Raw genomic sequence first — 18,415 nt, 5'->3', positions numbered from 1 at the left:
TCAGACCTGCAACACGGAGGATACCAGAAGCTGGGTATACCCGTGCTGGGGATCGTCCAAGACCTGATCGGTCAGGCCGGTTTCCACCACCCGGCCATCCTTCATCACCATCAGCCGGTCGGCCAGCAGGCGCACAACGGCCAGGTCATGCGTGACGATCACCGCCGAAAGGCCCATCTGCCGCACCAGCCCGCGCAAAAGATCCAGCAGCCGCGCCTGCACGCTGACGTCGAGGCCCCCGGTCGGTTCGTCCATGAAGACAAGGCGCGGCCCGGTCACCAGGTTGCGCGCGATCTGCAGCCGCTGCTGCATCCCGCCCGAAAAGGTGGAGGGCCGGTCGTCGATCCGGCCCGTGTCAATCTCCACCCGGCCCAGCCAGTCGGTCGCAGTCTCGCGGATCTGGGCGTAGTTGCGCGCGCCCACGGCCATCAGCCGCTCGCCCACGTTGCCGCCCGCGCTGACACCCATCCGCAGCCCATCGCGGGCGTGCTGGTGGACGAAGGCCCAGTCCGTGCGGCCCAGCATCCGCCGCTCGGGCTCGGACATGGAAACGGTATCCTTCGGCCCCTCGGCGCGGGTGTCGAAGATGACCGCGCCGCTGTCAGGGGCCATGTGCCCGGCCATGCAGTTGAGCAGGGTGGACTTGCCAGAGCCGCTTTCGCCGACGATGCCCATCACCTCGCCGGGATAAAGGTCGAAGGACACGTCCGCGCAGCCGATGTGGCGGCCATAGGTTTTCGTCAGGTGACGGACGGACAGAAGCGGGGTCATGCCGCATCCTTTCCCTTGTGCCCGGCGGCCTGCCGGCTGCCGCAATAATCGGTGTCGGAACAGACGAACATCCGCCCGCCGGCGTCATCGACGATCACCTCGTCAAGGTAGCTGTCTGTCGCACCGCAAAGGCCGCAGGCATGATCAGCTTTTGACGCCTCGAACGGGTGATCCTCGAAATCGAGGCTGACGACGGGCGTGTGCGGCGGCAGCGCGTAGATGCGCTGCTCGCGCCCCGCGCCGAAAAGCTGGATCGCCGCCATCTCCATCTTGGGATTGTCGAACTTGGGGATCGGCGAGGGGTCCATCACGTAACGCCCGGCCACCCTGACAGGGTAGGCATAGGCGGTGGCGATGTGGCCGTGCCGGCTGATGTCCTCGTATAGCTTCACATGCATCAGCCCGTAATCCTCCAGCGCGTGCATCCGCCGCGTTTCCACCTCGGAGGGTTCGAGGAACCGCAAGGGTTCGGGGATCGGCACCTGGTAGACCAGGATCTGGCCCTCGCGCAGCGTCACCTCGGGGATGCGGTGGCGGGTCTGGATCACGGTCGCCTCCGCTGTCGCCTCGGTCGTCGCCACCCCGGCGGTGCGGGCAAAGAAGGCGCGGATGCTGACGGCGTTGGTCGTGTCGTCGGCCCCCTGGTCGATCACCTTCAGCCGATCCTCGGGCACCAGCACGGCGGCCGTCACCTGCACGCCGCCCGTACCCCAGCCATAGGGCATGGGCATTTCGCGGCTGGCGAACGGCACCTGGTAGCCGGGGACCGCCAGCGCCTTCAACAGCGCGCGGCGGATCATCCGCTTGGTCTGCTCGTCGAGGTAGGCAAAGTTGTAATGCTCTGTCATGCTGTAACCCCCGAGGAAACAAGGACCCGGCGATGAGTTTCGGCCTTGGCGCCCTGATCCTGCTGGTCGTGCTGGTCATCATGGCCCGCGCGGCAGGCTACCTGCGCGGGCCGCCGCCCGAAGGCGAAGAGGCGCCGCCGCCGCATGTCCTGACGGTGGACCTCGCCAAGGGCCAGCGCCCTGAAGGACAGGCCGAGGACGAGGCCGACGGGACCGGGGACGGCGAAGGGGATGCGGACGGCGACAGCTAGGCTCATTCCGCCGCCTCCGCCTGACCTGGGGCCGAACCGGCCGCCATCGCCTCGCGCCGCAGCTTGCGCACCAGCTCCAATTCGGACTGGAAGTCGACGTAATGGGGCAGCTTGATATGCTCCAGAAACCCCGTCGCCTGGATATTGTCGCAGTGGTAGAGGACGAATTCCTCGTCTTGCGCGGGCGCGCCCTGGTCGTCCTCGCCCAGTTCGCGCCACCTCAGTGCCCGGTCGACCAGCGCCATCGAGATCGCCTTGCGCTCGGTCTGGCCAAAGACCAGGCCATAGCCGCGGGTGAATTGCGGCGGCTCGGTCTTTGACCCGGCGAACTGGTTGACGGTTTCGCATTCGGTCAGCACCACCTCGCCGATCTCGATGGCAAAGCCCAGTTCGGGAATGTCCATCTCGACTGTGCAGGCGCCGATGCGCAATTCGCCCACGAAGGCGTGGTTGCGCGCATAGCCGCGCTGGGTGGAATAGGCCATGCCAAGGATGAACCCCTCGTCGCCCCGGCTTAGCGCCTGAAGCCGCAGCGCCCTGTCGGCGGGCAATTCCAGCGGTTCGCGCGTCAGGTCGGGCGGCGGCGTTTCGTCCGCCACCTCCTGCTGGATCAGCCCCTCACGATTGAGAAAGCCGGTGACATGCGGCACCGGGCCGGGCGCGGGGGTGCCCTCGGGCGCGGGCGGCACCGCACCCTCGGCGGCCAGTTTGAAATCCAGCAGCCGGTGCGTGTAATCGAAGGTCGGGCCCAGAACCTGCCCGCCCGGCAGGTCCTTGAACGTGGCGCTGATGCGCCGGTCGCAGGCCATCGCGCCGGTCTCGACGGGCCGGGTCGCGCCAAAGCGGGGCAGCGTGGTGCGGTAGGCGCGGATCAGGAAGATCGCCTCGATCAGGTCGCCGCGCGCCTGCTTGATCGCCAGCGCGGCCAGATCAGGATCGTAGAGAGAGCCCTCGGCCATCACCCGGTTGACCGCCAGCGCCAGCTGTTCGCGGATCTGCGCAACCGAAAGTTCGGCCACGCCGGTATCGCCCCGCCGTTCCTCGGCTAGCCAGGCATGGGCGTTCTCAATCGCCCGCGCCCCTCCCTTGACAGCGACATACATCAGCCGATCCTCGTCGAACGCGGCAGCGCGGCCAGCCGGTCGCCGCAGGTGAAGATGAAATCAAGCCCCAGCGGAAAGGCCCGCGCATTGGCCTGGAACGCCGCCGTTTCGGGCAGAGAAAGCGCCGCCTCCGTGGCGATGCCGGGGCCGGTCAGCCGAGCGCCGCTGGCCTCCAGCACCGGCACCTCGACGATCAGCGTCGCCGAGCGGTCGGGATATTCGGGCGTGCCGATGGCATAGTCGCCAAGCGGCAGCAGCGCCGGCCACGCCCCAAGGGCAAAGGCCGCCTGCCCGCGCCCGGCCAGCGGCGCACCGCAATGAAACGTCACCCAGTCGCGCACGGCGCCCGTGTCGGCGGACCCGGCTAGGTGCAGCGCAGTTTCGGGATCGCACAGCGTCAGCAGCACGGCGCCCGCCGCGACCGACAGCGGCGCGGGCGGCTGCGCGCCTGCGATGCGGTGAATGGTGCCGGGCCGGGCCATCGCCTCCATGATCGCGCGAAAGGCGTGGGCCGCATCGTGCGGAGCATCGGCAAAGCCGCCAGTCAGCGTTTCGGCCTGCATCAATCCTCTCCCCTCACCAACGTGAAGAACTCGACCTTCGTTGCCGCCGCCTTGGCCGCGCGGGCCCCGCGCCGTGCGTCGGCCTCGGCAGCCAGCGGCGCCAGCACCGCCGCGCGCACCGCGTCGGCCGCGCCCGTCTGCATCAGCGCATCCACCTGCGCGGCCCAGCCTGCCGCCACCTTGTCGCGCCCCTGCACGGTGCCGTGGCCCACCTCGCCCGAGGGCAGCCGGACCGAGGCGCGGGTGACCGTCATCTCGCCCAGGTTGAACGGCGCACCGGTGCCGCCTGCCCGCCCGCGCACCATCACCGCGCCGACCTCGGGCGGGCGCAGCCAATCGGCGGGCCAGTCCAGCCCCGCCGACGTGCAAAGTGCGGCCAACCGCCCGGCGGGCGCGCTGGCCATCAGGCCCAGCCATGCGCGACGGTCTTCTTGTTCGGATGTCAGGGCGGCGGTGCTTGTCATGGCGCGGGTTGCCTTATACAACTAGACAACTCATACGCCGTGACCTTCTCTCCGACAAGCCCCCGAACTGTGAAGTCTTCATGACAACGCCCGACAAGCTCGCGCCGGCCGCCCTCTGGCACTCCATCGCCGAGACGCTGACCGCCGAAATCGCAAGCGGCCAGTACCGCCCGGGCGACCGGCTGCCTTCGGAGGCGGACCTTGCCCGCCGCTTTGGCGTGCATCGTCATACGCTGCGCCGGGCCATGGCAAAATTGGCAGAAGGTGGACTGGTTCACAGCCGCCGTGGCGCGGGCGTGTTCGTGGCCGCCCGCCCCGCTGATTACGCGCTGGGTCGGCGCGTGCGCTTTCATCGCAACATCGCCGCGACCGGGCGCATCCCCGGGCGGCAGCTGCTGGCGCTGGAAACCCGCCGCGCCAACGCAACAGAGGCCGCGGCCCTTGGCCTTGCGCCGGGAGATATGGTGCATGCCTATGGCGGGGTCTCGCTGGCCGATGCCGAACCCATCGCGTTGTTTCTCAGCGTCTTTCCCGCCTCGGCCCTGCCCGGCCTGCCCGAGGCCCTGCGCGCCGACCGCTCGATCACCGCGGCACTGGCCGCCTGCGGCGTGACCGACCATTTGCGCGCCCGCACCCGGATATCGGCCGCCCTCGCCACGCCCGTTCAGGCCGCGCAACTGCACCTTGCCGCCGGCGCGCCGCTGCTCAGGACCGAGGCGCTCAACACCGATGCAGGGGGCCGTCCGGTGGAATACGGGCTGACATGGTTCGCCGGCGAGCGCGTCAGCCTCACGCTCGAATCCGCCGATCGCTGAAACGGTGCCGATTAAGCGCGACGAAAGGCGCGTCCCGCGTTACCATTCGCCACGGGAATCACCGCGCCTTGGGGGGCTGCCATGCCGCATGAGTTGCAGGATTCGGTGACAATCGTCACCGCGATCGAGGCGCTGGAGGTCGACGATGTCGCCGCCTTCGTCACGCGCCACATCCGTGAACGACGCCTGACGCGGATTGTCCGGACGCTCAACCGGGACACGCTGTCGTCCGATGTCGCCCGCCGTCAACGTGCCGAGAACGCGCTGCATCGCATCGGGTTCATCTGACGCGGCTCAGCCGTCGCGCTGCATGATCCACTCGACCTCGGGAGCCGGGACAAAGCGCCATTTGCGCAGCGGCCCGGCCATGACGTTGAGGTAATACATCTCGAACCCGTAGGGCGCGCCGCAGGGATGATGCCCGCGCGGCACCAGCACCACGTCACCATCGCGCACCGCCATCGCCTCGTCGAGGTCGCCATCGTCTGTGTAGACGCGCTGCAGCCCGAAGCCGTCTGAGGGGTTGAGCCGGTGGTAATACGTCTCTTCAAGATAGGTGATTCGCGGAAAATCGTCCTCGTCATGGCGGTGGCTGGGATAGGACGACCAGTTGCCGGCGGGCGTGAACACCTCGGTCACCAGCAGGTGGTCGGCCACGTCGCGGCCTTCCATCGCGATGTTGTTGATGTAGCGGGTATTGGCGCCCTTGCCCCGCGGCGTCAGTTCGATCCCCTCGGGGCCCAGCCTTTGCGCCGCATGTCCGCCGGTGGCCGGCGCGGTGCAGACCGCCAGCTTGCAGGGCGTAGTCGCCACCGCGCGCCAGTCAGCCCCGCCGGGGACGTAAAGGCAATGCGGCGGCGTGCGTTCGAAGGGGCTCATCCGTTCGCCCATCTCGCCGAAATCCTGCCCCGCGGCACTGATCCGCGCCTTGCCCTCGACCAGCACCAGGATCGCCTCGTGCCCGCCCGTGGCCTCGGCCGCATCCTGCCCCGGCTGCAGATCGTAAAGGCCGAACCCCACGTAGCGCCAGCCCGCGTCCCGGGGCGTGATGTCATGCACCTTGGGGGTGCCGGATTGCGGGTGGCGCAGCAGCGGGCTGGTCATTCCTCTTTCCTCTCATAATCGGCGGGATCGAAGGCCAGGAAGAAGGCCCAGAGCAGGTAAAGTCCCGCAGCCAGAAAGATGACCCCCCAGAACCCCGCCTTGTGCGAAAACTCCAGCGCCGCCTGCCCCAGCACGATGATCACCGCCACCGCCCGGCGCCAGGCCGGACGAAAGAACGGATGCGCGACCGACCAGAAGCTGCGGCGCGGTTCACTCACGCCGAGATCTCCAGTCCGGCCTGCGCGCAGACCTTGAGGATGTGGTCATAGCCCACCTTGGAATAGGTGTAGGGATCAGCCTTGGCCGGGTCCTGCTCGGCCTCGACCACGATCCAGCCGGCATAATCCAGCGCCTTCAGCCGGTCCGCCACCGCCTGGAAATCGATGCAGCCGTCGCCCGGCACGGTAAACGCTCCCGTGATGACGGCGTCGAGGAAACTGCGGTCGTTCTCGCGCACGTCGGCGACGATGGCGGGGCGGATATCCTTGAAATGAACATGATGCACACGGTCGCCCCAACGATCGAGCGTGCGCAGCACGTCGCCGCCACCGAACAGCAAGTGCCCGGTATCGAAGCACAGGTGCAGATCGGGGGTGGAACCCTCCATCAGCCAGTTCACGTCGTCCTCGCTCTCGATGATCGAGCCCATGTGGTGGTGATAGGCCATCGGCATCCCCTGCCCCGCCATCCACTTGGCAAGTTCGCTGATCCGGGCGGCATAGGCCAGCACCTCGTCACGGCTCAGCTTCGGGCGGGCGTTGACCGGCACGGCGATGTTGCCCTGCACGGTGTTGGAGCATTCCGCATAGACGATGCAGGGCGCACCCAGGGCGACGAACTGTTCGACCTGCTGGCGCACCGCGGCCTTCTCGGCCTCCAGGTCGTTGACCAGGCTTGCGCCCGAGCACCAGCCGCCGCAAAGCGCGATATCGGCGGCCTCGAGATAGGCGCGCAGGCCCGCGGTGTCATGCGGCATCCGCTGGCCACGCTCGACCCCTGTATAGCCGATCTCGCGCGCCTCGCGCAGGGCCTGCTCCATCGTGTAGGCGCGGGTCAGGTCGGGCAGGTCGTCGTTCTGCCAGGCAATGGGCGAAATGCCGATCTTGACGCTCATCTTCGGGGTCCTCAAAGGGCGCGTTGTTGCTTGCGCCGGGTTTCGAATGTCTTGCGCGCGGCGCGCACCTCGGCCCTTTCGCTGACCTCGGGCACGCCGACCTCCCACCACGTGCCGCCATGGGGCGTGCTGGGATAGGGATCAGTGTCGATGACCACGACGAAGGGGCCGGTCGCCGCCTTGGCCTGCGCCAGCGCGGCCTCAAGCTCGGCGATCGAGCCGACATGCACCGCCTCCGCCCCCATCGCGCGGGCATGGGCGGCAAAGTCGATGGCCGCGGGGTTCACGTGGTAGGACTTGTCGAGCAGGTTGTTGAACTCGGCCCCGCCGGTGCCGATCTGCAGCCGGTTGATGCAGCCGAACCCGCGGTTGTCGGTGATCACGACGGTGATCTTGATCCCCATCATGCAGGCGGTGGCAAGCTCGGAATTGGCCATCATGTAGCTGCCGTCGCCCAGCATGCAGACCACGTCGCGGTCGGGCTCGGCCATCTTGATGCCCATCGCGCCGGCAATCTCGTAGCCCATGCAGGAAAACCCGTATTCCATGTGATAGGACATCGGGCGCGTGGCCTTCCACAGCTTGTGCAACTCGCCCGGCATGGTGCCGGCAGCGCACATCACCACCGTGTCGGGGCCTGCCGCGCGCTGCACGGCCCCCACGACCTGCATGTCGGTGGGCAGGGCATTGCCCTCGCCCGGCGGCGCGGTCAGCGGATCGACGGCGGCGAACCAGTCGGCCTTGAGCGCGGGATCGGGCGCGGCAAAGCGGCTGTCGCCCAGCGCATCGGAGAGCGCGGCAAGCCCGGCCGCGGCATCGCAGCACAGCGGCGCGGCCCCATGTTTCATCGCGTCATAGGCCAGCACGTTGAGGCTGGCGAGATTGCGGCCCGGCGCGGAGAAGAGCGACCACGAGCCGGTGGTGAAATCCTGAAACCGTGTGCCCACGCCCAGCACCATGTCAGCCTCGGCACAGCGGGAATTGGCGCTGGCCGCGCCAGTCACACCGATGGGGCCGAGGTTGAGCGGATGGTCCCAGGGCAGCGCGGACTTGCCCGCCTGCGTCTCGACCACGGGAATCTGGTGCGCCTCGGCGAAGCGGCGCAGATCGTCTGTGGCATGGGCATAATGCACCCCGCCGCCCGCGACGATGACCGGCGCTTTCGCCCCTTTCAGCAGGGCGGCGACGCTCTCCACCTCGACCGGGTCAGGCTGGACGATGCGGCGACGCCAGACGCGGGGCGTGAAGAACTCCTCGGGCCAGTCAAACGCTTCGCCCTGCACGTCCTGACAAAAGGCCAGTGTCACCGGGCCGCATTCGGCGGGGTCGGTCATCACGCGCATCGCGCGGGGAAGCGCCGTCAACAGCTGTTCGGGGCGGATGATCCGGTCAAAAAAGCGGCTGACCGGGCGGAAGCAGTCGTTCGCGCTGACCGTGCCGTCGGCCCAGACCTCGGTCTGCTGCAACACCGGGTCGGGGCCGCGATGGGCGAACACGTCACCCGGCACGATCAGCACCGGCAGGCGGTTGACATGCGCCACGCCCGCCGCCGTGACCATGTTGAGCGCACCCGGCCCGATCGAGGAGGTAACCATCATCGCCCGGTCGCGCCCCAACTGCTTGGCATAGGCGATGGCGGCATGGGCCATGGTCTGTTCGTTCTGGCCCCGGTAGGTGGGCAGCTGGTCGCGCACGCCATAAAGCGCCTCGCCCAGCCCCACCACGTTGCCATGGCCGAAGATGCCCCAGCAGCCGGCGATGAAGGGGACGCCGGAGGGGGTGAGTTGGGCAGCAAGGTAGCGCACCATGGCTTGCGCGGCGGTCAGGCGGATCGTTGTCATTGGAAACCTCCGTGACGGGATGGGCGGCGGAGGGGGGCTGTCTGCCCCCCGGCTTCGCCTCCCCCCGAGAGTATTTGGGGCCAGAAGAAGGGGGTTTGGGGGGGATGGCTCATCTGCCGGCCCCGTCCCGGGCGCGATCCCATGCGGCGCAGAGCGCGGCGTAGGTTTCGGCCATCTGCGCCACGGCCGTGGCATCGTCGATGCGGCCCGCGAACCAGTCGCGCGCGGGGGCGCCAAAGATCGTGCGGCCCACGGCAAAGCCCTTGACCAGCGGCTGGCGCGCGGCATGAGCGAAGGCCGCATCGAGCGCGGCGCGGGGCGCATCAAGGCCGAGAACGAGGATGCCGCGCACATGCGCGTCGTTCTCGGTAATCGCCGCGGCGGCGGCATTCCACGCGGCCTCGGTCGGCTGGGATTCAAGCTTCCACCAGTCGGGGAAGACACCGATATCGTAGAAGCGGCGGATGATCGTGGCGGTGGTCAGGTCGTCCACGGGACCAACCTTGGAAGGAATGATTTCCAGAAGGAATTCCAGCCGGTTGCGGCGCGCGGCGGTGAAAAGCCGCAGCACGGTTTCCTCCTGCGCGGCCCAGGTCGCGGCATCGTCATCGGGGTGGCAGAAGCACAGCGCCTTGACGACATGGGAGAGCGGCCATTCCGACAGGCCGCCGAAATCGGGCCCGATCTCGGGCTCGCACATCAGCGGGCGCGATCCGGGCCATTCGACCGGCCGGCCGATCCAGAGGCCGGTTTCCGCAGCAGTCTGCAGCGCGCGCCGGCCGATCCGGTTGTCGCAGAGGATGCCGTAGCCGGGGCGGCCATCCTGCACCTGAAGCGCCGTGCGCAGGCAGAGGTCCTTGAAGGCCGCGCCTTTCGCAGGCGTGTAGCCTTCGATCGCCTCGATCTGCGCGCGGTGGTCGAAGGCGAAGATCCGTGCGTTGGACCAATCGCCATGGCGGTTGGTGGACCAGTGGACCTGCTCCAGCGCGGCGTCGTTCCGAAGGTCGGTCCGGACGATGCCGCGCTTGAGGAAGAACTGCAGCTCTTCCCAGCTGGGATAGGCGGGCGTGCAGCCGTGGCGGCTGACCGCGAAGGCGCCGCAGGCATTGGCATAGGTCAGCGCGGTGGGCCAGTCCTCGCCATCGAGCCAGCCCTTCAGGAGCCCCGACATGAAACCGTCGCCCGCGCCCAGCACGTTGAAAACCTCGATGGGAAAGCCCGGGCCGCTTTCGCCGTCGTCGAGGCTGTCGGGGATCGCGCCGGTAAAGGCGGCGGCGCCCATCGGCCCGCGCTTGCAGACCAGCGTGGCGGCGGTCAGCGCGCGCACCGCGCGCAGCGCGGCGATGGTGTCGGTCGTGCCGCCGGCGATGTGGAACTCTTCCTCGGTGCCGACGATCAGGTCGAACAGCGGCAGGTGCGCCTGCAACTTCGCCGTGACAGCGGCACTTTCGATGAACCGGCTTTCGCCCGCGCCATGGCCCGCCAGCCCCCAGAGGTTGGGGCGATAGTCGATGTCGAGCGCGGTCTGCGCGCCGCTTTCGCGCGCCAGCCGCAGCGCCTTGAGCACCGCGGCCTCCGTGCGCGGATGGCTGAGATGGGTGCCGGTCGCCACCACCGCGCGCGCCTCGGCGATGAAGGCGGGATCGATATCGTCTTCGCAGAGCGCCATGTCGGCGCAATTCTCGCGGTAGAAGATCAGCGGAAAGCGGTCCTGGTCGCGGATGCCGAGGATCACCAGCGCGGTCAGGCGTTCGGGGTCGGTGACCACGCCGCGCACGTCGACGCCTTCGCGCGCCAGTTCCTCACGCAGGAAGCGGCCCATGTGTTCGTCGCCAACGCGGGTGATCAGCGCCGATTTCAGGCCGAGGCGCGCGGTGCCGGTCGCCATGTTGGTGGGCGAGCCGCCGACATACTTGGCGAAAGAGCCCATGTCCTCCAGCCGCCCGCCGACCTGCGTGCCGTAAAGATCGACCGAGGACCGGCCGATGGTGATGACATCGAGCGGTTTCATCAGCCCAGCACGTCCGACACGTTCACCACGTGCCCCTCGGCCACCGATTTCAGCGCCGCCTCGGCCAGCGCCAGCGCGCGCAGCCCATCCTCGCCTGTCGTGGGGGTTGGCGCGCCCTCTGTCACCGCGGCGATGAACGAGGCGATTTCATTGGCATAGGCGGCGACGTAGCGGGTCATGAAGAAGTTCAAGAGCGGCGGGCGGGTGAAGCCCTTGGCGTTGGCGATCTCGATATTGGCCTCGCGCATGTTCTCGGCGGCGACGGAGCCTTCGGCGCCCAGCACCTCGATCCGCTGGTCGTAGCCGTAACTGGCGCGCCGCGTATTGGTGATGATCGCCTGCCGCCCGCTGGCGGTGCGCAGGATCACGTTGACGCTGTCGTAGTCGCCCAGGCGGCCGATCTCGGGGTCGGTCAGGACAGAAGCGGCGGCCAGCACGGTTTCGGGTTCCTCGCCCAGCAGCCAGCGCGCCATGTCGAAGTCGTGGATCGTCATATCGCGGAAGATGCCGCCCGAACGGGTGATGTAATCGGCCGGCGGCGGGCCGGGATCGCGGCTGGTGATCGTCACCATCTCGACCTTGCCGACGTGGCCGGCGTCGATGGCGGCCTTTACGGCCATGAAATCGGGATCGAACCGGCGGTTGAAGCCCACCATCAGCGTGCCCTTGGCCTCGGCCACGACATTCAGGCAGGCCTGCACGCGGGCGATGCTGAGGTCGATCGGTTTTTCGCAGAACACCGCCTTGCCCGCGCGGACCGCCCGCTCGATCAGATCGGCATGGGTGTCGGTGGGCGTGCAAATCACCACCGCGTCGATGTCGGCGGCATCCATGATTTCGTCCGTAGTCCGGATCGCGCAGCCATAGGTTTCGGCCAGCGCCTGCGCCGCGGCGGGCAGCGCATCGGTAACGGCTACCAGTTGCGCCGCCGGATCGCCGGTGATCGCGCGCGCGTGCACCTTGCCAATGCGCCCTGCCCCCAGAAGCCCGAACTTGACCGTCATCTCATCCTCTTTTCGCAGCCCCGGGGGCCGCCGTTGGTGGTTATTCGCCAGATGCCCCGGCGTTGTTCTGATCGAAATCGACAACCGCGCCGGTCATCACGCCGGAGGTCTCCGACCGCATGTCGCTGACCGGCTTGCCCATCTGCCGGGCGGCCAGCGGCCGGCCACGGCCGTGCGCGCCGTCGGGGACGACCGCGACTCTGTGTTCGTGGACGGCATGCATCAGATGTAGGCCGCCGCCTCGTTCTGCGTCTTCACGCCGGTGATGTAGGACACGATGTCATTGCCGTCGGTCTCTTCGCGTTTCAGCGAGGCCACGATGTGGCCCCTCCGGAACACGACGATCCGGTCGACAAGGTCAAAGACCTGCCGCAGGTTGTGGCTGACCAGGATCAGCGGGATGTTCTGCGCCTTCAGCGTGCGAATGATCTCTTCGACCTGCGCCGTTTCCTGCACCCCCAGCGCCGCTGTCGGCTCGTCCATGATGATCAGCTTCCGGGCGAAACTCGCGGACCGGGCGATCGCCACGCATTGGCGCTGGCCGCCCGACATGTTGCGGATCGGGTTGTCGAGGTTGGGGATCTTCACCCCGGTGCGCTTCAGCCCCTCTTCGGTCGCCTGCCGCATCGCGCGGCGGTCCAGCACCGAGAACGGGCCAAGGTTGAAGCGGATCTTCTCGCGCCCGAGGAAAAGGTTGGAGGGCACGTCGAGATCGTCGGCAAGCGCAAGGTTCTGGAACACGCATTCCATCCCCGCCTCGCGCGCATCCAGCGGCCCTGCAAACTCCACTTCCCGCCCGTCGAACGATATCTTTCCGCGGGTGCGCGTTTCCACCCCGGTGATCTGTCGCACGAAAGTGGACTTGCCCGCGCCGTTGTCGCCCACGATGGCGACGTGCTCGCCCTCGAGAAGCTCGAAGTCAGCATTCTCCAGCGCATGCACGCCGCCGTAGTGCTTGGTCAGGCCTTCGGTCTTCAGAACGATGTTGCTCATCGTCGTCCTCCTCAAATCCGGTCCGCGCTGCGGCGTTGTCGCCACTGGTCGAGTGCGACTGCACCCACGATGATCACGCCCTTGACCATGTCCTGATAGTAGGCGCCAAGTCGGATCGAGGTGAAACCCGAGATGATCACCGAGAAGATCAGCGCGCCCAATACGGTCCCGACGATCGAACCGCGCCCGCCCGACAGGCTGACGCCGCCGATAACGGCCATGGCGATGGCATCGAGTTCATACCCCATGCCCATGCCGGACTGCGCGGTCAGGTTCTTCGAGGTCAGAAGCAGCGCCGCGACCCCCGCCAGCATGCCTGCGATGGCATAGACCATTACCTTGTGACGGTTGACGTTGATCCCCGACATCCGCGCCGCTGCCTCGTTCGAGCCGATGGCGTAGGAATGCTTGCCGTAAAGCGTGTAGGTCATGATCAGGTGAAACAGGACCGCCAGCGCGCCGAAGATCAGCGCGGGGTTCTGGCCCTCCCAATGGATCAGGCCAAAGGTCAACTGGCCCAGCAGATCACCATTGGACAACTGCCCGTAAGCGACCGAGGGGAACGAGATCGGGTCGCCATTGGTGTACCATGTCGAGACGCCGCGCGCCGACACCATCATGCCCAGCGTGGCAATGAAGGGCGGGATGCGGTTGTAGGCGATCAGCGCACCGTTGATCATCCCCGCGACCAGGCCCAGCGCCAGCGAAACGACGATCGGCACGATCACCGGCAGATCGTACATGTACTTCATCGTCTCATAGTCCCAGTACCCCTTGGGGTTGGGATTGCCGTTGACGGTCAGCGTCTGCGCGAAACTCATCGTGACCATCGCCACCATGCCGACCACCGAGCCAGAGCTCAGGTCGATCCCGCCGATGATGATGACCTGCGTCACGCCCAGCGCGATGATCCCCGTCACCGCGACCTGCAGCAGGATGATGGCAATGCGCTGCTGGTTGAAGACGGCGTCGAGGTTGTGACGCATGTTGAACAGGAACGAGGTGCCGTTGAGGCGGTTGAGCACCTCGAACACGACGACCATTACCACGAGTGCGAGGAACACGTTCCACTCCGGCGCGCGACTGCGCCGGGCGGAGTCGGGTTTGCGGTTACCCGCGCCTTGGGCCGGACTTGCCATTGTGCGATCTCTCCCCGGATGCGTAGCGAAAATGGCGCGCGACGCGGGTGGTCCCGGCTGCGCAAGCGGGGGGCAACTTGTCGCCGCCCCCCACGAGGTTTCAGGCCGGCGGCCTTAGTTCTTGGACATGTAGTTGGCCATGTTGTCCGGCGTCACCAGTTCGAACGGCACCCAGACGGCGTTGTCCACGGCCTCGCCATTGGACAGTTTGACCGCCGCATCCAGCGCGCCCGAACCTTGGGCGGCCGCATTCTGGAACACGGTCACGTCAAGATCGCCCGCCTGCATCGCTGCCAGCGCGTCCTGGGTGGCGTCAACGCCGCCCACCTGCACCGACTTCATATCGATGCCGGCGGCCTTCATCGCCTGGATCGCGCCGATCGCCATCTCGTCGTTGTTGGCGATCACGCCGTCAAACGCCTTGCCCGTCGACAACCAGTTGGTCATCAGGGTCTGGGCCTCGTCGCGCGACCAGTTGGCGGTCTGCTCGTCGATGATGTTGACCTTCACGCCACAGTCGGGGCCGTTAATGACGTCATGCACGTCCTTGGTCCGCATCACGGCGGCCTGGTTCGACAGCTGGCCCTGCATCACGTAGACGTTGACCTCGGACTTGCCCTCGGCCTTCCAGTTGGCGCACAGCGCCTTGGTCTCGAGCGTGCCGGAATCGGCCTCGTTTGAGGCGACGAAGGCTTGGTTGTCGGGCAGCGTGTCAAGGTTGATCGGCTGGCGGTTGACGTAGACCAGCGGCACACCGGCCTTCTCGGCGGCATCGGTCATCGCTTGCGTGGCCGAGGTATCGACCGGGTTAACGATGATCGCATCAACACCCGAGGCGATGAAGTTGTTGATCTGGTCGAGCTGCTTGGACACGTCGTCCTTGGCATCCTCGATCTGCACCTGCAGCCCCTGCGCGTCGGCCTGCGCCTGGATCCCGTTACGCAGCACGGTCAGGAAGTTGTCGTCGAAACGCGCCATCGTCACGCCGATCGACTGGGCCATGGCCGTGGTGCCCATCAGCATCGCGAAGCCGGCGGCCATTACGAATTTTTTCATTTGTATTCCTCCCAATTCAGGTGTCCGGCGCACCCGGAACGTCAGCCGGAGGGTCCCCGATACGCGGGTGACCCGTCTTTTCGCCCGTGTTCAGGCCGCCGCCCTGGCGACCTGGTCACGGATGAAAGCAAGTGACCCGGCGATCGCCGTCGCCGGATCGGAAAGCGAATGAACTTCGGGCGAGAATGCCTCGAACGAGACGGGCCCGGCATAACCTGCATCAATCAAGGCACGGACCTGCGCCACGTTGCCCAGCCTGTCGGCCCCGTCGACCAGCATGCGATGCGCATCCGTCATCTCGGCGGTCGAGATCGAGGGTTCTGTCACCCCGGAGACATGGATAATGCCGGTATGGGCGGCAAATAGCGGCCCGCCGCCGGCAAGATGATGATGAAACGTATCGTGGACCAGCCGGAACCGGCCTGTCGCATCCAGCGCCTCGATGGCCTCGACCGCTTCGGATTTGAACCGCAGCGCGCAGCTGGCAAAGCCCAACGGCTCCACCAATCCCACTAGCCCGTGATCTTCCAGCATCGGTTTCAGCTCGCGCAGCGCGATGCGCAGCTTGGCCTGCCGTTCGCCATTCCCCATGCCCTGATTGTCATTGCGCGGAATCAGGCTGACCGCCTCGGCGCCGCTCGCCACCGCGATCCGCATCAGCGCGCGAGCCTCGGCGGCCTTGTCGGCAGACCAGTCGTTGAACCGTTTGACTTCGGCAAGGGCAAGGATGCGCAAACCCGCGGCGCGCGCCCTCTCGCCCGCGGCCTCGGGCGCCATCCCGTCGAATAGCGGTTGCGGCAGATCGTTGCGCACCTCGATGCCGATACAGCCCAGCGTCGCGGCAGTTAACACCAGCTCGGCATAGCTCATCCGCGCCACTGTCATGTGGTTGAGTGCCGCTGGCACCATTCAGGCTTCCTCCCAAGAGCCCCGTTTTCGGGGCGTGGCGGCTTTCACAAATTGCCACTTTGCTAGGCAAGCCTGCGCAATTGGAAGCAAACCCGTCAATACGATTCGGGTCCGATTACCTCATTACTGATGTAATGAACATCACAAGATGATGGTTTTTCATCATCAGACGGATTCCGGCAAGACTAGGACCGGTTGCAGGAAATGTTGCCCCGTGGCGTCGCTGACGCCCTTCAACACCGCCTCGGACATCAGCCCCATCAACTCGCGGCAGAGCGTCTCCAGCGGGGTGGCGATGACCATCGTAACGTAGCGGTCTGTGAGCGCCGCGCGCGATTCCGGCGTCACCTCGTTGACCACCAGCGCCACCTCGCCCGGCCCGCGCGCCTCGCGGATGGCGGCAATCGCGCCTTCCATGCCGCCGCCCGCGCAGTAGATCCCGCGCAGGTCCGGATGGCGCTGCAACAGGTCCAGCGTCGCCTCGTAGGTCAGTTGCCGCGTTTCCAGGTTGACCAGCGTATCAAGCACCGTGAACTGCGGCGCGAATTCGCGGATATAGCTGCGAAATCCGGTTTCCCGCAGCTCGTGCCCGTGCCAGCGATAGCCCCCCACGAACACCCCGATCTTGCCCGGCCGATGCGCCGCCATCGCGATGATCGACGCGGCGATCCGGCCAACTTTTACATTGTTCAGGCCAACATAGGTCTGCCGAACACCTTGGGCGTAGTCGTTAAGCAATGCGAAGGTGGGTATCCCCTCGGCCTTCAGCTGGGCCACGACATCGGTAATTTCGTGATGCGTCACGGCGCTGGCGGCAATCGCATCCACGCGGCCGCGCATGCCCAGCATCAGCCGCGCGAAATCAGCCGGCGACTGCGACGAGACAAACTCGATCACCGCACGCCCGCGGATGTTGGGCGCCAGCGCGACCGCGCGTTCGATCTCGCGCGCGAAGGATTGCCAGAAGGCCTGCTTTTCCTTGTGCATGACGAAGCCGAAGCGCATCTCGGGCATGTCGGGCTGCAGCCGCCGAGCAATCAGAGGCGCGGCGTGGTAACCTATCTTGCGCGCCGCATCATAGACTTTGCGTGTGGTATCCTCGCGCACGTTCTCCCGCCCATTGAGCACTCGGTCGACGGTGGCAGTGCTGACGCCTGCCGCGCGGGCGACATCGCTGATCGTGGGACGTCCGGCCATGATACTCCTGAGGTCCTTGATGTTTTTTCATCAAATTGCCTCGGCATCATGATGGTTCTTGACGAAATGCCAACAGCATTTCTTCGCCATCCCGCGAATCCCCCCTAATCTGCGCGCAACCATCAGCAGGGAAACCCGCCATGCACCGCAACTACAGCCTTCTTGGCCCCGATGCCGCCCGCGCGGTCGAAACCGGCCTTGCCGCCGCCGAGTGGTATCACACCGACATCCCCCGCAAGGAGATGAAGGCGCTGATGCAACGCGCCGACCAGCCCGCGATCCGCGACACGGCCCGTCTGTTCGGCTGCATGATCGTCTTTGCCGGGCTTGGCGTCGTACTATGGCCGTCGTGGTGGTCAGCTACGTTCTGGCTGGCCTACGGCGTGCTCTACGGCTCGGCGATGGACAGCCGCTGGCACGAATGCGGGCACGGCACCGCGTTCAAGACCGGCTGGATGAACGACGTGGTCTACCAGGTCGCCAGCTTCTGCATGATCCGCAACCCGGTCACCTGGCGGTGGAGCCATGCGCGCCACCACACCGATACCATCATCGTCGGCCGCGACCCCGAGATTGCGCTGATGCGCCCGCCCGTCTTCTTCAAGCTCATCGCCAATTTCGTCGGCATCTTCGGCGCCTGGGACGGGTTGGTGCTGATGGTGAAGAACGCCAGCGGCCGCCTCGACCCAGAAGAGGCCACGTTCATCCCCAAAAGCGAGCAGCCCAAGGTGATCCGCGTGGCGCGCATCTGGGTCGGCATCTATGCCGCAACGGCCGCGCTGGCGCTCTGGACGGGCAGCATCTTGCCCTTCATGGTCATCGGCTTGCCGCGCCTTTATGGCGCGTGGCATCACGTGATGACCGGCATCCTGCAGCATGGCGGGCTGGCCGACAACGTGATCGACCACCGGCTCAACAGCCGCACCGTCTACATGAACCCGGTCAGCCGGTTCATCTACTGGAACATGAATTACCACGTCGAACACCACATGTTCCCGATGGTGCCCTATCACCGCCTGCCCGCGCTGCACGACCGCATCAAGCATGACCTGCCCGCGCCCTGCCCCTCGATCGCAGCAGGGTTTCGCGAGATGTGGCCCGCGCTGCGGCGGCAGTTGGCCAACGAGGATTACTTCGTCCAGCGCATCCTGCCCCCCAGCGCCCGGCCCTACCGGACCGAGTTTCACGGGCTTCACCTCGACGGCCGGCCGGTGGCGGCGGCGGAATAGCCG

At 66.7% G+C, this 18,415-nt stretch carries 21 protein-coding genes; 4 read left to right on the top strand and 17 right to left on the bottom strand.

All coding sequences use genetic code 11. From position 1 onward, the window contains the following. Both phnK and GC146_RS04460 read right to left on the bottom strand, forming a co-directional pair. Entirely contained in the window at positions 1 to 771 is a 771-nt protein-coding gene (phnK, locus tag GC146_RS04465) for a phosphonate C-P lyase system protein PhnK (RefSeq protein WP_291834919.1), read from the bottom strand. Further along, positions 768 to 1,619, bottom strand: coding sequence for an alpha-D-ribose 1-methylphosphonate 5-phosphate C-P-lyase PhnJ (locus GC146_RS04460; RefSeq protein ID WP_291834917.1), 852 nt, complete (start codon positions 1,617 to 1,619; stop codon positions 768 to 770). The genes phnK and GC146_RS04460 overlap by 4 nt, the downstream gene beginning before the upstream one ends. Positions 1,620 to 1,651: 32 nt before the next feature. Between GC146_RS04460 and GC146_RS04455 the strand changes: the two genes are divergently transcribed. Beyond that, positions 1,652 to 1,870 carry a hypothetical protein gene (locus GC146_RS04455; RefSeq protein ID WP_291834915.1) on the top strand — a complete coding sequence of 73 codons (219 nt, stop codon included), beginning with the start codon at positions 1,652 to 1,654 and terminating at the stop codon, positions 1,868 to 1,870. A gap of 2 nt (positions 1,871 to 1,872) precedes the next feature. Here the strand turns inward: GC146_RS04455 and GC146_RS04450 are convergent, their stop codons facing one another. Genes GC146_RS04450 through phnG form a run of 3 tightly spaced genes read right to left on the bottom strand, consistent with a single transcriptional unit; the run spans position 1,873 to position 4,000 of the window. Beyond that, complete coding sequence (locus tag GC146_RS04450) at positions 1,873 to 2,973, bottom strand: carbon-phosphorus lyase complex subunit PhnI (protein WP_291834913.1); 1,101 nt, start codon at positions 2,971 to 2,973, stop codon at positions 1,873 to 1,875. Continuing rightward, positions 2,973 to 3,536: a phosphonate C-P lyase system protein PhnH gene (gene phnH / locus GC146_RS04445; RefSeq protein WP_291834911.1), complete on the bottom strand. Its 564-nt coding sequence runs from the start codon at positions 3,534 to 3,536 to the stop codon at positions 2,973 to 2,975. The genes GC146_RS04450 and phnH overlap by 1 nt, the downstream gene beginning before the upstream one ends. Then, positions 3,536 to 4,000 carry a phosphonate C-P lyase system protein PhnG gene (phnG, locus tag GC146_RS04440; protein WP_291834908.1) on the bottom strand — a complete coding sequence of 155 codons (465 nt, stop codon included), beginning with the start codon at positions 3,998 to 4,000 and terminating at the stop codon, positions 3,536 to 3,538. Before phnG ends, phnH begins: the two co-directional genes overlap by 1 nt. 80 nt (positions 4,001 to 4,080) lie before the next feature. Between phnG and phnF the strand changes: the two genes are divergently transcribed. Together phnF and GC146_RS04430 are read left to right on the top strand one after the other, a co-directional pair. Then, the gene (gene phnF / locus GC146_RS04435) at positions 4,081 to 4,815 is read left to right on the top strand and encodes a phosphonate metabolism transcriptional regulator PhnF (protein ID WP_291834905.1); all 735 of its coding nucleotides are present in this window, start codon (positions 4,081 to 4,083) and stop codon (positions 4,813 to 4,815) included. Positions 4,816 to 4,896: 81 nt separating this feature from the next. After that, positions 4,897 to 5,103: a hypothetical protein gene (locus tag GC146_RS04430; protein ID WP_291834902.1), complete on the top strand. Its 207-nt coding sequence runs from the start codon at positions 4,897 to 4,899 to the stop codon at positions 5,101 to 5,103. A gap of 6 nt (positions 5,104 to 5,109) precedes the next feature. On the opposite strand, the gene iolB is transcribed toward GC146_RS04430, so the two are convergent. The 12 genes from iolB to GC146_RS04370 all read right to left on the bottom strand — a co-directional run bounded on the left by iolB (position 5,110) and on the right by GC146_RS04370 (position 17,183). After that, complete coding sequence (gene iolB, locus GC146_RS04425; protein WP_291834900.1) at positions 5,110 to 5,919, bottom strand: 5-deoxy-glucuronate isomerase; 810 nt, start codon at positions 5,917 to 5,919, stop codon at positions 5,110 to 5,112. After that, positions 5,916 to 6,137, bottom strand: a complete 222-nt coding sequence (locus tag GC146_RS04420; RefSeq protein WP_291834898.1) for a hypothetical protein — start codon at positions 6,135 to 6,137, stop codon at positions 5,916 to 5,918. The genes iolB and GC146_RS04420 overlap by 4 nt, the downstream gene beginning before the upstream one ends. Then, complete coding sequence (gene iolE, locus GC146_RS04415; RefSeq protein WP_291834894.1) at positions 6,134 to 7,033, bottom strand: myo-inosose-2 dehydratase; 900 nt, start codon at positions 7,031 to 7,033, stop codon at positions 6,134 to 6,136. The genes GC146_RS04420 and iolE overlap by 4 nt, the downstream gene beginning before the upstream one ends. A gap of 11 nt (positions 7,034 to 7,044) precedes the next feature. Beyond that, a complete protein-coding gene (gene iolD / locus GC146_RS04410) occupies positions 7,045 to 8,874 on the bottom strand; it encodes a 3D-(3,5/4)-trihydroxycyclohexane-1,2-dione acylhydrolase (decyclizing) (protein WP_291834891.1) in 1,830 nt (609 codons plus the stop codon). 109 nt (positions 8,875 to 8,983) lie between these two features. Continuing rightward, positions 8,984 to 10,885, bottom strand: a complete 1,902-nt coding sequence (gene iolC, locus GC146_RS04405) for a 5-dehydro-2-deoxygluconokinase (RefSeq protein ID WP_291834888.1) — start codon at positions 10,883 to 10,885, stop codon at positions 8,984 to 8,986. After that, positions 10,885 to 11,889 carry an inositol 2-dehydrogenase gene (iolG, locus tag GC146_RS04400; RefSeq protein WP_291834886.1) on the bottom strand — a complete coding sequence of 335 codons (1,005 nt, stop codon included), beginning with the start codon at positions 11,887 to 11,889 and terminating at the stop codon, positions 10,885 to 10,887. The genes iolC and iolG overlap by 1 nt, the downstream gene beginning before the upstream one ends. Positions 11,890 to 11,929: 40 nt before the next feature. Beyond that, positions 11,930 to 12,112: a hypothetical protein gene (locus tag GC146_RS04395; protein ID WP_291834847.1), complete on the bottom strand. Its 183-nt coding sequence runs from the start codon at positions 12,110 to 12,112 to the stop codon at positions 11,930 to 11,932. Beyond that, positions 12,112 to 12,882, bottom strand: a complete 771-nt coding sequence (locus GC146_RS04390; RefSeq protein ID WP_291834844.1) for an ATP-binding cassette domain-containing protein — start codon at positions 12,880 to 12,882, stop codon at positions 12,112 to 12,114. The genes GC146_RS04395 and GC146_RS04390 overlap by 1 nt, the downstream gene beginning before the upstream one ends. An 11-nt stretch (positions 12,883 to 12,893) precedes the next feature. Continuing rightward, the gene (locus GC146_RS04385) at positions 12,894 to 14,021 is read right to left on the bottom strand and encodes an ABC transporter permease (RefSeq protein WP_291834841.1); all 1,128 of its coding nucleotides are present in this window, start codon (positions 14,019 to 14,021) and stop codon (positions 12,894 to 12,896) included. Positions 14,022 to 14,135: 114 nt separating this feature from the next. Further along, positions 14,136 to 15,077: a sugar ABC transporter substrate-binding protein gene (locus GC146_RS04380; protein ID WP_291834839.1), complete on the bottom strand. Its 942-nt coding sequence runs from the start codon at positions 15,075 to 15,077 to the stop codon at positions 14,136 to 14,138. A 90-nt stretch (positions 15,078 to 15,167) separates the two neighbouring features. Continuing rightward, the gene (locus GC146_RS04375; RefSeq protein ID WP_291834835.1) at positions 15,168 to 15,986 is read right to left on the bottom strand and encodes a TIM barrel protein; all 819 of its coding nucleotides are present in this window, start codon (positions 15,984 to 15,986) and stop codon (positions 15,168 to 15,170) included. Positions 15,987 to 16,151: 165 nt separating this feature from the next. Then, positions 16,152 to 17,183, bottom strand: coding sequence for a LacI family DNA-binding transcriptional regulator (locus GC146_RS04370; protein WP_291834832.1), 1,032 nt, complete (start codon positions 17,181 to 17,183; stop codon positions 16,152 to 16,154). A gap of 140 nt (positions 17,184 to 17,323) precedes the next feature. On the opposite strand from GC146_RS04370, the gene GC146_RS04365 reads away from it, so the two are divergent. Then, a complete protein-coding gene (locus tag GC146_RS04365; protein WP_291834830.1) occupies positions 17,324 to 18,412 on the top strand; it encodes a fatty acid desaturase family protein in 1,089 nt (362 codons plus the stop codon). Positions 18,413 to 18,415: the final 3 nt, after the last annotated feature.

Source organism: Limimaricola sp. (genome assembly GCF_016125575.1).
Lineage (GTDB): Bacteria > Pseudomonadota > Alphaproteobacteria > Rhodobacterales > Rhodobacteraceae > WGLM01.
This window is presented reverse-complemented; position numbering and strand designations above follow the sequence as displayed.